Annotated in this window: 15 protein-coding genes and 1 pseudogene; 8 read left to right on the top strand and 8 right to left on the bottom strand. The window is 60.9% G+C overall.

The genetic code is table 11. The features are described from left to right. Positions 1-45 precede the first annotated feature (45 nt). Positions 46-207 carry a hypothetical protein gene (locus PGX04_RS34655; RefSeq protein ID WP_377042792.1) on the bottom strand — a complete coding sequence of 54 codons (162 nt, stop codon included), beginning with the start codon at positions 205-207 and terminating at the stop codon, positions 46-48. 257 nt (positions 208-464) lie between these two features. On the opposite strand from PGX04_RS34655, the gene PGX04_RS14865 reads away from it, so the two are divergent. Next, on the top strand, positions 465-941 hold the full coding sequence (locus tag PGX04_RS14865; protein ID WP_273739221.1) for a hypothetical protein: 477 nt from the start codon (positions 465-467) through the stop codon (positions 939-941). Between the two features lie 103 nt (positions 942-1,044). Here the strand turns inward: PGX04_RS14865 and PGX04_RS14860 are convergent, their stop codons facing one another. After that, the gene (locus tag PGX04_RS14860) at positions 1,045-1,788 is read right to left on the bottom strand and encodes a beta-ketoacyl-ACP reductase (RefSeq protein ID WP_273739220.1); all 744 of its coding nucleotides are present in this window, start codon (positions 1,786-1,788) and stop codon (positions 1,045-1,047) included. Positions 1,789-1,968: 180 nt separating this feature from the next. Here PGX04_RS14860 and PGX04_RS14855 point away from each other — a divergent pair. The 3 genes and pseudogenes from PGX04_RS14855 to PGX04_RS14845 form a co-directional block, all read left to right on the top strand. Continuing rightward, positions 1,969-2,058: pseudogene (locus PGX04_RS14855) on the top strand (IS5/IS1182 family transposase); the annotation flags it as partial. Between the two features lie 365 nt (positions 2,059-2,423). Then, positions 2,424-3,395 carry an ABC transporter ATP-binding protein gene (locus tag PGX04_RS14850; RefSeq protein ID WP_273739219.1) on the top strand — a complete coding sequence of 324 codons (972 nt, stop codon included), beginning with the start codon at positions 2,424-2,426 and terminating at the stop codon, positions 3,393-3,395. Further along, the gene (locus tag PGX04_RS14845; protein ID WP_273739218.1) at positions 3,392-4,243 is read left to right on the top strand and encodes an ABC transporter permease subunit; all 852 of its coding nucleotides are present in this window, start codon (positions 3,392-3,394) and stop codon (positions 4,241-4,243) included. Before PGX04_RS14850 ends, PGX04_RS14845 begins: the two co-directional genes overlap by 4 nt. A gap of 147 nt (positions 4,244-4,390) precedes the next feature. Here the strand turns inward: PGX04_RS14845 and PGX04_RS14840 are convergent, their stop codons facing one another. The 6 genes from PGX04_RS14840 to PGX04_RS14815 form a co-directional block, all read right to left on the bottom strand. Further along, complete coding sequence (locus PGX04_RS14840; RefSeq protein WP_273739217.1) at positions 4,391-5,626, bottom strand: RNA-guided endonuclease InsQ/TnpB family protein; 1,236 nt, start codon at positions 5,624-5,626, stop codon at positions 4,391-4,393. Beyond that, entirely contained in the window at positions 5,623-6,012 is a 390-nt protein-coding gene (tnpA, locus tag PGX04_RS14835; RefSeq protein ID WP_273739216.1) for an IS200/IS605 family transposase, read from the bottom strand. The genes PGX04_RS14840 and tnpA overlap by 4 nt, the downstream gene beginning before the upstream one ends. 408 nt (positions 6,013-6,420) lie before the next feature. After that, positions 6,421-8,013, bottom strand: coding sequence for a class III poly(R)-hydroxyalkanoic acid synthase subunit PhaC (gene phaC / locus PGX04_RS14830; protein ID WP_273739215.1), 1,593 nt, complete (start codon positions 8,011-8,013; stop codon positions 6,421-6,423). Continuing rightward, on the bottom strand, positions 8,010-8,558 hold the full coding sequence (locus PGX04_RS14825; RefSeq protein WP_273739214.1) for a poly(R)-hydroxyalkanoic acid synthase subunit PhaE: 549 nt from the start codon (positions 8,556-8,558) through the stop codon (positions 8,010-8,012). The genes phaC and PGX04_RS14825 overlap by 4 nt, the downstream gene beginning before the upstream one ends. Before the next feature lie 43 nt (positions 8,559-8,601). After that, complete coding sequence (locus PGX04_RS14820; protein ID WP_273739213.1) at positions 8,602-9,087, bottom strand: hypothetical protein; 486 nt, start codon at positions 9,085-9,087, stop codon at positions 8,602-8,604. Next, positions 9,084-9,413: an AbrB/MazE/SpoVT family DNA-binding domain-containing protein gene (locus PGX04_RS14815; RefSeq protein ID WP_273739212.1), complete on the bottom strand. Its 330-nt coding sequence runs from the start codon at positions 9,411-9,413 to the stop codon at positions 9,084-9,086. Before PGX04_RS14815 ends, PGX04_RS14820 begins: the two co-directional genes overlap by 4 nt. A gap of 264 nt (positions 9,414-9,677) precedes the next feature. On the opposite strand from PGX04_RS14815, the gene PGX04_RS14810 reads away from it, so the two are divergent. From PGX04_RS14810 to PGX04_RS14795, 4 genes are all read left to right on the top strand, one after another. Further along, the gene (locus PGX04_RS14810) at positions 9,678-10,316 is read left to right on the top strand and encodes a MaoC family dehydratase (protein ID WP_273739211.1); all 639 of its coding nucleotides are present in this window, start codon (positions 9,678-9,680) and stop codon (positions 10,314-10,316) included. Between the two features lie 35 nt (positions 10,317-10,351). Then, positions 10,352-10,486 (top strand): hypothetical protein, encoded by a 135-nt coding sequence (locus PGX04_RS14805; RefSeq protein WP_273739210.1) that lies wholly within the window; start codon positions 10,352-10,354, stop codon positions 10,484-10,486. 150 nt (positions 10,487-10,636) lie between these two features. Beyond that, positions 10,637-10,939 (top strand): UPF0175 family protein, encoded by a 303-nt coding sequence (locus PGX04_RS14800; RefSeq protein WP_273739209.1) that lies wholly within the window; start codon positions 10,637-10,639, stop codon positions 10,937-10,939. After that, positions 10,936-11,454: a PIN domain-containing protein gene (locus tag PGX04_RS14795; RefSeq protein WP_273739208.1), complete on the top strand. Its 519-nt coding sequence runs from the start codon at positions 10,936-10,938 to the stop codon at positions 11,452-11,454. The genes PGX04_RS14800 and PGX04_RS14795 overlap by 4 nt, the downstream gene beginning before the upstream one ends. The last annotated feature ends 241 nt before the right edge of the window (positions 11,455-11,695 follow it).

Below are 11,695 nucleotides of genomic sequence, written 5' to 3'. Positions count from 1 at the left end.
GGGGAATCGGCATAGCCGAGACTCCCACGGAGGAAACCGCGCCCTTTAGGGCGCGGAGGATGTCATACGGGCCTCGGGTTCATCGATCACCAGCTTCACCAGTACTTCTGGCTCGGGATCACGCTCCTGACGCTGACGTGGCTCGCCGTCGACCTCCAGCGGCGACTCGAGGGTGGTGTGGCTCCCCGCGTCGGTGTTCGAGCGCATCTCCAAACACCGCTGACGTGGGTCGTCGCTTTCGTCTTCGGAGGCTCAGTTGCGGCCGGTATCCACGCCTGGGGTGGCTCGCCGCTACTGCTGGTACCGCTCGCGGCGTACGTCGGCTTCCGGGTTGCGATGGACGCTCGAGCGTATCGTCTCCCTTCGAGACGCTCCTCGCGGGATCGGCGATCCGAACCGCCGTCACGGAGACGAATTCGCGGATCCGAGCGGGGAACTCGACGGCGCGGATCACCACTCTCGGGATGATCGGGCGGCGGTACGTGACGTCGTCGTTTGGCTACCGATGGCTCACTGCCGAGCCTGACCCTAACGTCATCGTTATCGATCTCCGAGAGACCCTAGCTATCGGACCGTTCATCGCCGCACTGGATCGGACGCTGAGCGAACTGTCGACCGCCGCCCCGACGTCGGCGATCACCGACTTTGCGGCGAGGATCAGCGGATCCGTGCGCGATCGACCGATCGCCATCACAAGTCTCTTCGTGCTGTCCGCGCTCGGCCTCTCGCTCGCCGTTCTCGGAGCCGCGCTTTCGCCGGCGCTGTTCGGAATCCATCTCTTCGCCGCGATTCTGGCCGCGGTCGGCCTCCGTTCACAGCGGTCGCTCGAAGAGTTCCTCGAGACGCGCATCGTCGGACTCCTCGCCGCGGCATTTGAACCGCCGGAACCACCGTCCGAGACGCAAACCAACGATCGGATCGGTGAAACGGACGACGAGTAACGAACTCTCAAGTTTGTACTTCGCTTGCTGGCACCTCTCTCCCAAGCAGACACGTGATCGACCCGTGGAGACGGTTCGAGAGTGACCGCCGCTCAAGGCGCGACTACAGATCCATCCCGCCGTTGACGTCGATCACTTCTCCCGTCACGTACGAGGAGTCCTCGCTGGCGAGAAACCGAACGACGGCCGCGATGTCCTCGACATCGGCCAACCGCGCGAGCGGGATGCCGGCGATGATCCGGTCGAGCACCTTGTCGGGGACGCTCTCGAGCATGTCGGTCGCGGTGAAGCCAGGTGCGACGCAGTTAGCCGTCGAGCCGCCCTGGGCGAGCTCGAGGGCGATCGTCCGGGTGAAGCCGAACATGCCGCTTTTCGCGGCGGCGTAGTTAGCCTGCCCGAAGTTGCCCTGTTTGCCGACGACGCTCGAGATGTTGATCAGTCGGCCCTCCTCGGCGTTCCAGATATCGTCGTAGAACAGCTGGGTACAGTTGAACATGCCGCCGAGATTGACGTCCATGACGCGATCCCACTCCTCGCGGGACATCTCCGTGAACTGCTTGTCGGCCGTGATTCCGGCGTTGTTCACGAGCACGTCGGCCGGGCCGAACGCCTCGTGGCAGGCCTCGACCATGTGTTCGACCTCGGCGCGGTCGGAGACGTCGGCCCTGGCCGCGATGGCGGCACCGCCCGCCGATTCGATCGCGTCGACGGCCTCGTGTGCCGCTCCCTCTGACGACCGGTAGTTGATGACGACGTTCGCACCTTCCTGCCCGAGGTACTCCGCGATACCCCGACCGATCCCCTTCGCCGAGCCCGTGATGACACAGGTACGACCATCCATGGACATGAGTCACACATTTAACGCGCGATGGTAAATAACGACCCGTTAGTTTCATAACTTCACTCCCGATACAAACCCGACTCGAAGCCGACGGGCAGCGCTCAGTGATTTCTGTCGGTTCATGCTGAACGAGAGGGCTCTGTTGAAACTCTTGGGGAGTTACAGGTGTGGCCAGTAGTGTACCCGGGTACATTCGTCCGTTCACGACGCTGGTGGAAACGATTTCGTGAACTCGCTTTTGCGTGCATCGTCCACAATTTCGACCTACCCCTCTAACGCATAGTAGCGAGGAGTTTCCGCTGCGGTCGAGTCACGAGGAGTGCACCCGCGAGCGACCAGCAGCGCGGCGCAACGCGCCGTGGACAGACGAACGGGCGCTAGCCCGTGAGTCAGGGAGCGAGCGGCCTTTGTAGCGTATAGATTTTTGGTGTTGAGCGGGACCTCTGGTCCCGCTGACCGTGCGAACGGGCGCGAAGCGCCCGTAAGCAGAGAGCGGTGAGCGAGCAACGCGAGCGAACCCGACGAGAAAACGGGACTTCTACGTGCCCACCTAACGCGTGTTTCAACGCAGATAATATAACCGATAGGATATCAACAGAGTCATGTGAAGGTATTTACCGATCGGAAAACTAGAGGGCTAGATGACGGCTATCGAAACCAGATTGCTCGCCCGATATTTTGGGGATGTAACAGCAGTTGAGTCCCTGGATCTGGAAGTTCGAGAAGGAGAAATTTACGGATTTCTCGGACCGAACGGCGCGGGGAAGTCGACGACGATCAATATGCTACTTGGTTTCACTCCGCCGTCGTCAGGATCGGGGACGGTACTTGGTCACGATATCACGGATGAGTCTCTCGCTGTTCGCCAATCGGTTGGTGTTCTTCCCGAAGACTTCGGAATGTATGAGCGACTAACCGCCCGGAAGCACGTCCAGTTCGCCATCGATACGAAAGATGCAGACAACGACCCTGATGCTCTTCTCGAACGCGTCGGACTTGCTGACGCAGCGGATCGGAAAGCTGGGGGGTTCTCAACCGGGATGAAACAACGCGTCGCGCTCGCAATGGCGCTCGTTGGCGACCCGGATCTCCTCATTCTCGACGAGCCGTCGTCCGGACTTGATCCCAACGGTGCCCGCGAGATGCGCGAGATCATCCGTGATGAGAACGACCGCGGCGCGACCATTTTCTTCTCTAGCCATATCATGGAGCAAGTCGAAGCGATCTGCGACTGCGTCGGAATCATGAAGGATGGACGGCTCGTCGCAGAAGACACCATCGACTCGTTGAAAAAGCAATTCGATGCTGACGCTCGACTCACTGTCACGGTTGACGCCGTTGAGAACGACATTGTTTCGACTCTCGAATCACTCGAAGGTGTCTCGGACGTGGACGTTGATGGGGCGGAGATTTCCGCTGCGCTAGCCGATTCGACTCAAAAAGCCCCCGTCATCAACGCAGTCGAAGATACTGGAGCTGTCGTTACAGATATTACGAGCGAAGAGCCGTCACTTGAGGATCTATTCGCAGCGTTCACCACCGGTGATCGACCGTCATCGAGCCGAACGTCGACACGTGAAGCCACCGAAACGTCGTCGGAGGCAAAGACATGAGCTGGGTGCAGGTCGCTCGGAAGGACTTCGAAGATGCGCTTCGATCAAAACTGCTCTGGGTGCTGTCTGCGCTTATGATCCTCGTCGTCGCTGGTATCTCAGCGATTCCGCAACTCCTACACATCCCTGGCGAGGGACCGGCCCCAGGATTCGAGGACGCAGTGAGTTTCGCGTTCACCTGGATGACCGCCATGATCTCGATCGTCGGACTGGTCGTCGGCTATCAAGCGATCGTCAAAGAACGCGAATCGGGAAGCATACGGTTCTTACTCGGGTTACCAAACTCTCGCTTGGACGTTGTCGTCGGGAAGGTACTCGGTCGAGCCGCCGTTGTCGCTGTCCCGACCGTGATCGGATTCCTCGTCGGCGCTGTCGTGATCGCAGCGCTCTATGATGGGTTCGTCATCGCCGACTACGTGGGATTACTGGTGGTCTCGCTTGTCATCGGATTGGTGTACGTCTCGGTTGCGGTCGGTGTCTCCGCCGCTGTCAGCACCCGCGCGAAGGCGGTCGCTGGTGTGCTCGGCATCTACGTGCTTTTCGATTGGCTCTGGTGGACCGTACCGATGGGGATCTACTGGCTCGGCGAACGGGAACTCCCTGGAAGCACCGATCTACCGACATGGTATGTCTTCATGGAGCGAATCGGACTCTGGGAACCACTCGGGGTGATTTCGAGCACGCTCGTCGACATTGCCGGCGTGGAAACCATTTCGACAGCTGATCGAATCGCTGGAGACGTACCGTTTTACCTTGAACCATGGTTCGCGTGGGTGTTCGTCGTCGCTTGGATCATCATCCCACTCGGACTCGGCTACTATCGATTCAACCGGACCGTATTGAGTTAACCACTATTCATCGGCCTGACGTCGTTTACAATCGAACTCTCCTCAGACGAAGTGGTGAGCAATGGATTGCGGTTGACCTCCTCCCGCGCCTAAAGTCGCGGGAATCCCACCATGGGATTTCAGGCCGAGCGATTCGACCCTAAGGTTTCAAGACGCATACGCTCCAAGCGTCACTTGCTGGGTTTCAGCATCGGCTTGGCTGTCTTGCGGGCCGGTCAAACGGCCCCCTTCCTCAGCCGAGTCATCGCCATCCGTGTGTTCTCTTGAATGGCTCTCTCCGCTGAGGTAGCAATCTGCAATATTGAGCGCGGCGTTGATGTCTGCGTGGTACTCCGAGACCCAACACTCCGAGTTTGAACACGTGAACGTCGCTTGGTCTGGCCGGTAACCCAGTTCTTCGCAACAGTGGCACGTCTTCGAGGTATACGCGGGATTCGCTGTCTCCACACGAATCCCGTTCTCGGTGGCCTTGTACCGAATCTGAGCGTGCAGCTTTGCAAATCCCCAGCCGTGTAGACGGCGGTTCATGAACGCGCCGTAGTCCATGTTCTCACGGATATGCGTCAAGTCTTCCAGAACTAACACGGGGTTCTCGAATTGGTCGGCGTAGGCGACGACTTCCGACGTGACCGTGTGGAGAATATCGTCTATCTGCCGCCAGAGTGAATCTCCGTAGGACTCTACGATACGTTCACTTCCGCGTTGCTGAAGGCGGCGGGTCGCCGTGAAATACGTCTCACGGAGTTGTCTGACTCGCTTGCCTTCGTCGTTCCAGAGATTGGGTGTAGCTGGGGTGCCGCGCTCGTCACGGTGACACACCGTTAACAACGAGGCTTCCCCGATGTCTACCCCAATCGGCGTTTCGGACGCCGAACTGGGCCGTTCCTCCACGTCTCGCGTTGCGACGACGTGCAAGTACCACTTGCCGTCACGGCCGAACAACCGACACTCGCCCATCTTCGCGTCCCCTGCGTACAACGCTTCCAGCCACTCCTGTTGTTCAGGATCCGGTTGCGCAGGGAGCCACAGGTTGTAGTCGTCATGGTGCGGAATTTTGATGTACCACTCAATTGCGTTCTGTGGCTTGTGGTCGAGTTTCGGGCCTTCGTTCGTGAACCGGACAGGGTGGTCGTCGTGAAGCTCATTCGCGTCGTAGCTTCCGCCACAGAGCTGCGGGACGTACTTCTTGAGCGCGTTCTTCGCGTATCCTGAAAGATTGTAGTTAACCACCACGTTGTTCGCTTCGGTCTGAGTGGCACAATTCGCGTTGAAAGCGGCTTGAAGAGCGTTTTGGTACACCTGTTTTGTCTCACAGAGTTTCCGGTGCTTGTGGGCATTTGGTTCCACAAGCTTGAGTTCCAGCGTCTCGGTGAGTTCAGTCACGTGTCTCCCTCATCGTGTCTCTGGATGTAGTCTTGGACCGTTTCGCTTGAGACATGCCCTGCCGTTCCCGCGTAATAGCCTCGCGCCCATTTGATTTTCTCGCCGTCGTGGTCGGCGTGGCGGTGGTTGTACTTCCGCGAACTGATTCCTTTGAACCAGTTGGCGAGAAGTGACGGCGCGCGCTTCGGGGGGCTACTCACGAACAGGTGAACGTGGTCGGATTGGACGGTGAGGTCGATAATCTCCAGCCCTTTCTCGTCGGCGATTTCGTGGAGGATTCGGCGCACACGGTCTTCGGCCTCGTTAACTAGTACCGAATGGGGGTATTTCGGCAACCACACTATGTGGTAGTTGAGGTTGTAGGTTGCGTGCCGTGTGGTCTTCATTCGTACTACACACTATTGTGAGTGACCATCTAAAACTACCGAATAGCGTGGGAAATCCAGCCGTTCGTAGCAACGTGACCCGGACGTACTATGCCTACCGCTCGACCCGCGCCTGAAGACGCGGGTATGCGCTCACACTATATATCAGCGATCCGATCGACTGAAAACTCACATGGATTCAAGCAAAAAGACGCATCCATTATCGCGGAAGGGACCCAACCGATCATGGTCTAAGGGTTTCAACAGAGCCAACGAGGGCAGTTCGCTGCCGATCCGGTCGTCGATCGAGGGAAAACACGACTCGAGCGAACGGCTGACTTCGCGGTCCGATCCGGTGGCTCACCTCGAGCAGGAACGCTCAAAAAGGGGAACAGTGGCGGGGAAACGGCCGGAACATAACCGAGAGAGCTACTGCTCTCGAGCCTGATCGATCCAGTCCTCGATCCGGCTGGGCGAGATCCCCGTTTCGGCGGCGAGTTCGGCGACGTCGGCGGCCGCGAGCTGATCGAACGTCTCGATCCCGGCCGCGTCGAGGTCGTCCGCGTACGCGCGACCGACGCCCGTCAGATCGGTGAGATCGTCGGTTTCGGACTCGATCTCGGAGGCGGCCTCCTCGCCGGCGACTTCCTCGACGACGTCCTCGTCGACGGTCATCTCGCCCGGCTCCGCGGGCTCCGCCTGAACGTCGTCTTCGGCGCGCTCGACGATCTCGTCGTCCGAGCGGTCGCTCGTCTCGGACTCGAGACCAGTATCGGCATCGGTATCGGCGTCGGCGTCGGTGTCAGACCCCGTCTCGACGCTCGTGCCGCCGTCCGCGAGGTCCTCTGCACCCGATTCGTCGCCGGCGACGTCCTCGGCGAGGGCTGCGTCGGCGTCCTCGGAGTCCGGCGTCTCGGGTTCGGACTCCACGTCGGTGTCGGTCGACCGCGCTTCGAACCAGTCACAGACCTCCGGCCAGAGTTCCTCGTGGCTCCGCGAGGAGACGGACATCCCGATGTGGCCCGTCGGGAACTCGAGGATCTCGGTGTCGGTCGAGGAGACCGCGTCGTTGAACGGCTTGGACGCCTCCGGCGGAATGAGGTGGTCGTACTCCGCGACGATCTGGAGGACGGGCATGTCGATATTCGTGATATCGACGCGTTCGCCGCCCAGCTCGAGCTCGTTCTCGTAGAGCTTGTTCTCCTGATAGATGTCCCGGATGAACTCCTCGTAGGCGACGCCGGCCATGTCGATGCCCTCGTCGAGCCAGCGCTCCATGCGAGCGAAGTTCTCGACGAAGTCCTCGTCGCCCATGTTGTCGTAGAACCGGACGTACTTCGTCACGTTGTTCGCGACAGGATCCATCAGCGCGAAACCGACGTCGAGGAACTCCGCGGGAACGTTGCCGAAGGTATCGGTGACCCGTTCGGGGTCGTAGTAATCCTCGGCACCCCAGAGTTCGAGGACGCCGCCGTCGCCGTCGAAACAGAGGCCGGCGGCCATCAGCGCGAGGTTCTCGACTTTCTCGGGGTACAGCGAGGCGTACATGGCCGACTTCGTGCCGCCCATGCAGTAGCCGAGGATGTTGATCGAATCCCGCCCGGAGCGCTGGCGGACGACGTCGACGCAGTTGTCGATATAGCGGGTGACGTAGTCGTCGATGGACAGCGAGCGATCCAGCTTTGAGGGCTCGCCCCAGTCGATCAGGTAGACGTCGAAGCCGGCCTCGAGCAGCGTCTGGACCACGGAGCGGTCGGGCTGGAGATCGAGGATGTACGGCTTGTTGATCAGCGCGTAGACGATGAGGATGGGAACGTCGTGTTGTTCCTCCGTCATCGGCTCGTAGTGGAGGAGTTCGAGTTTGTTCTCCTCGTAGACGACCTCGCTGGGCGTCTGCCCGACGTCGATGTTCTGGACGGTTTCGGTGCGCTCGGGCGCGACCCGCGTCTTCTCGGCCAGGCCGGCGGTCGCCTCCCAGGCCTGCCGTTGCATGTTCAGTGCGGTTGCGAAGGGGTTGTTCATTGCTCGTCTTCCAGGTGCTCGAGCACGCGGTCGAGTTTCTCCTCGACGGCGTGCTGGCGGCGCTCGAGTTCGACGAGCCGGTCACCGATTTCGACGACGTCGCCTTCGGTCGCGAAGCCCAGCGAGTTGAGGGTCTCCTGGGCGGCCTCGTCGGCCTGCTCCTGCAGCTCGAGGACGTCGCCGACGGTCTCGCCGGTCATCTTGGCGAAGGCGGTCGTCGACATGACCTCCTTGAACGCCTCGTTGGCCGTGTTGAGCCAGATGTCGCGGAACTCCTCGACGTCGACGTCCTCGCCCTCGAGCTGGTCGTTCGCCCGCTCGACCATCTGCTGCGAGGCGTTCATCCACGTCTCGTAGGCGCGGGCGTATCCCTCGACGCCGTCGGAGAGTTCGCTGTCGTCGCTGACCTCGCCGACGGTCTCCGACCAGCTCTCGACGAACTGCGCCTGCGCTTCCATATTGTCCTCGAGGGCCTCGAGGAACTGCTCGTTCCACTGTTCCGCGAACGCGTTCCAGTCTTGCATCGGGGGCTGTGAGTCTGACATGGGTGAAAATTGACGGTTGTGCGATAAAAACCTGCGCCCGGATCTACGCCGAGACGTCGAACTCGTCGGCGGCCTCTTCGACGTTTTCGGCGACGGCACCGACGTTCTCCTCGACCTGCTCGTGGGCCTCGAGATAGGCGTCGAACGACGTGTCGACGACCTCCGCATAGCTGGCGGCGAACTCCTCGTAGGCGACCTCGGACTCCTCGAGCGCTTCGAGGGAGGCGTCGATCGACTGCGACTGGGCCTCGGTGGCCGAGTCGAAGCCGTCATCGACGAGTTCGCGGAGCTCGCCGAAGTCGGCGGCCTCCTCGGGCAGCGACGCCTCGAGGGCGTCGAAGTAGGCGTGGATCGCGCTCTTGGTCAGCTCGGCGTTGGACTCGGCGAGCGAACTCGAGGTCTCGACGGCGTCGGCGAAGGCGCTGATCGAGGTCTGCTGGGCCTCGAGGGCGTCGTGGGTGAGGGACTGGCTCTGTTCGATTGCGGTGCGCTGTGCGTCGAGGACTGCGGTGAATGGGTTCTGTGTCATGATTGATCCTCTCTGTCGCGTTTGACGGGAACGACGATCGTCTGGACGATATCGCCCTCTTCGATGTCGAGGGCTTCCCGTTCGGGGCCGGGAATGCTGATCCGACCGCCGCTCTGGACGCGGGCCTTGAACGTCGCCGTACCCATGTTCATGGGACCGAACGCCGAGGCGTTCTCGAGCGGGTTCGCCGACGTGGCCTGTAGCAACTGTTTCATCATCTCCTGCTGGGATTCGGCGACCTGCTCGCCGGCTTCCTGCATCTCCTGCATTCCCTCCGTAAACATCGCGGGCGGGAACCAGAGCGATCGGTCGGAGTCGTCCGTCATCGACAGTACGTTGGATCGCGGACAGCATAAGGTTTTCCACTAGATACCATCTAATGGCAGAGAGTGGTTTTAGTTGGGACGGCCCGCCGATCACTGACCCGGACGAGCGACGGCCGCGATCGAAATCTGACCGTCCCAATCCAACTCGAAAGCCGAAATCGGTCGGAAGAACGCCACTAACAAGATTTTACTCCGAATTTGGAGCGGTAAAACGGTATTGAAACAGCCAAAGAAGTCATATATACGCCACACTTAGCCGCCCGTATGTCCCACCAGAACGCTGGCGAAGACAACCTCGCTGCCATGACGAACGCGTGGTCGGCGATGACGCGAGGATTTCTTCGAACCGCGACTGCGGCGAACCGTGCCGCCGTCTCCGCGATGCTCCCATCCGCCGACGGCGAGGACGACCCGGAGGCAAATAGAGTCGCCCCGCCGGTCCCGTCGGTCGAGTACTCTGATCTCGACTGGCAGTTCGATCGCACCGTCGACGATCCCGAGCACATCAGCGTCGGCGACACCGTCACGTTCGAGAAGGCGCTCACCGACGCGGACGTTCGCGCGTTCGCCGCGGTCAGCGGCGACACGAACCGCCTCCACCTCGACGACGAGTTCGCCGCGGACACCCGCTTCAGCGAGCGCATCGTCCACGGCACGCTCGTCTCCGGACTCATCAGTGCCGCACTCGCTCGACTCCCCGGACTCACCATCTACCTCTCACAGGACCTCGAGTTCAGCGGTCCCGTCGGCGTCGGCGACCGGGTGTCTGCCCGCGTCGAGATCGTCGAGAACCTGGGGAACGAGCAGTACCGCCTCGAGACGGTCGTCCGCAACGAGGACGACGACGCGACCGTGATCGACGGCGAGGCCGTCGTGCTGATCGACGACCTGCCCGCGGAGTAGCGTTTTTTCTCGGTTCGAACCAGCGTTTTCTACAGATGAGTACTGCGAGCGCCTCGGGATCGTTCGAAACTCGAAGCGTTTCGCTTGATGACGAGACGCGAGGCGTCCCGAACCACGCGGACCTCGAGCGGTTCACGGTGGACAGACGGCGACGCTATAGTACCCACTGAAAGGCAACGCACACCTGATTGCGCGATGGCGTTGCGATCAGTGTGTAATTCGTTTTCAGTGATTACTATCGTGACGGCGTGTCCAGCAACTCGACGAGAAGAGACGGTGGTCGAAACGCACTTGTATCACGGTGTACTACAACGTATACAATGTCGTCGATCAGCGCTCGTATCCCGGACGAGGACGAAGCCGCTCTCGAGGAAGTGTCGGAGTTACTCGGCGAGGACAAGAGTACGGTGATTCGAAAGGCGCTCCGCGAAGGGCTGTCGGATCTCCGCGTCCGACTCGCCGTCCAGCAGTACCAATCCGGCGAGATTTCGGCTAATCAGGCCGCGCGGGTCGCCGGCGTGAGCGTCGCCGACTGGCTCGAGATCGCCCGCGAACATAATCTGACGACGCAGCTTTCCCCCGACGATCTCGCCGCCGACGCTGAGACTGCTCGGGAGCTATGACGCGTATCTACGTGGATGCGACGACACTCATCGCGCTCGGCACGATCGGTGAACTGGCACTGCTGGAGTCGTTCGACGGAACGCCCGTCGTCTTGCCGTCGATTCGAGACGAAGTGACGACCGAGCCCGCCGAGACGAACCTCGAGCGGTTGTGTGAACGAGATTCGATCGGGACGAGGACCCCGGACATCGAACTAGACGACGAGAGAGCGAAAGACGTCCTCGGCGAGTCCGCTGTGAACGGGGACGTCCGTATTATCGCGGCAGTACTCGCTCATCTCGAGGCCGACGACCGCGTAGCGATCGTTTCTGATGATCGTCGACTGCGAACGGTCGCCGACGGACTCGGAGCAACGGTAACCGGAACGATCGGCGTGATCGTCAGTGCGGACGGCGCGGGGCTCTCCGAAGACGAAGCGAAAACGGTTGTGCGTCGCGTCGACGAGCACGGGCTTCACATGACCGCCGAACTTCGGGCCGAAGCGGAGAAGCTAATCGATGCGGCGGCTGACTGAACGATCGACCGTATCGCGAGTCGCGAACGCCGACGTGACGCCCGACTCGCCGACTGCTCTCGCCTCGAGTCGTCGAACCAAAACAAGCTAAGTAGCTCCTCGCGGAACGGCCGCACATGACACTCTTCGGGACTGCAGGAATTCGCGGCCCGGTCGAGGACGTCTCGCCCTCGCTCGCGCTCGCCGTCGGTCAGGCCGCCGGTGACCCCGGCGAAACGTTCGTCGTCGGTCGCGACGGCCG

This window comes from Natrinema soli, from assembly GCF_028618695.1.
This window is presented reverse-complemented; position numbering and strand designations above follow the sequence as displayed.

Bases quoted from the DNA above. Each gene is read 5' to 3' on its own strand.
- PGX04_RS34655 (WP_377042792.1), bottom strand. From the start codon at position 207: ATGCGCTCGAACACCGACGCGGGGAGCCACACCACCCTCGAGTCGCCG.
- PGX04_RS14865 (WP_273739221.1), top strand. From the start codon at position 465: ATGATCGGGCGGCGGTACGTGACGTCGTCGTTTGGCTACCGATGGCTC.
- PGX04_RS14860 (WP_273739220.1), bottom strand. From the start codon at position 1,788: ATGTCCATGGATGGTCGTACCTGTGTCATCACGGGCTCGGCGAAGGGG.
- PGX04_RS14850 (WP_273739219.1), top strand. From the start codon at position 2,424: ATGACGGCTATCGAAACCAGATTGCTCGCCCGATATTTTGGGGATGTA.
- PGX04_RS14845 (WP_273739218.1), top strand. From the start codon at position 3,392: ATGAGCTGGGTGCAGGTCGCTCGGAAGGACTTCGAAGATGCGCTTCGA.
- tnpA (WP_273739216.1), bottom strand. From the start codon at position 6,012: ATGAAGACCACACGGCACGCAACCTACAACCTCAACTACCACATAGTG.
- phaC (WP_273739215.1), bottom strand. From the start codon at position 8,013: ATGAACAACCCCTTCGCAACCGCACTGAACATGCAACGGCAGGCCTGG.
- PGX04_RS14825 (WP_273739214.1), bottom strand. From the start codon at position 8,558: ATGTCAGACTCACAGCCCCCGATGCAAGACTGGAACGCGTTCGCGGAA.
- PGX04_RS14820 (WP_273739213.1), bottom strand. From the start codon at position 9,087: ATGACACAGAACCCATTCACCGCAGTCCTCGACGCACAGCGCACCGCA.
- PGX04_RS14815 (WP_273739212.1), bottom strand. From the start codon at position 9,413: ATGACGGACGACTCCGACCGATCGCTCTGGTTCCCGCCCGCGATGTTT.
- PGX04_RS14810 (WP_273739211.1), top strand. From the start codon at position 9,678: ATGTCCCACCAGAACGCTGGCGAAGACAACCTCGCTGCCATGACGAAC.
- PGX04_RS14805 (WP_273739210.1), top strand. From the start codon at position 10,352: ATGAGTACTGCGAGCGCCTCGGGATCGTTCGAAACTCGAAGCGTTTCG.
- PGX04_RS14800 (WP_273739209.1), top strand. From the start codon at position 10,637: ATGTCGTCGATCAGCGCTCGTATCCCGGACGAGGACGAAGCCGCTCTC.
- PGX04_RS14795 (WP_273739208.1), top strand. From the start codon at position 10,936: ATGACGCGTATCTACGTGGATGCGACGACACTCATCGCGCTCGGCACG.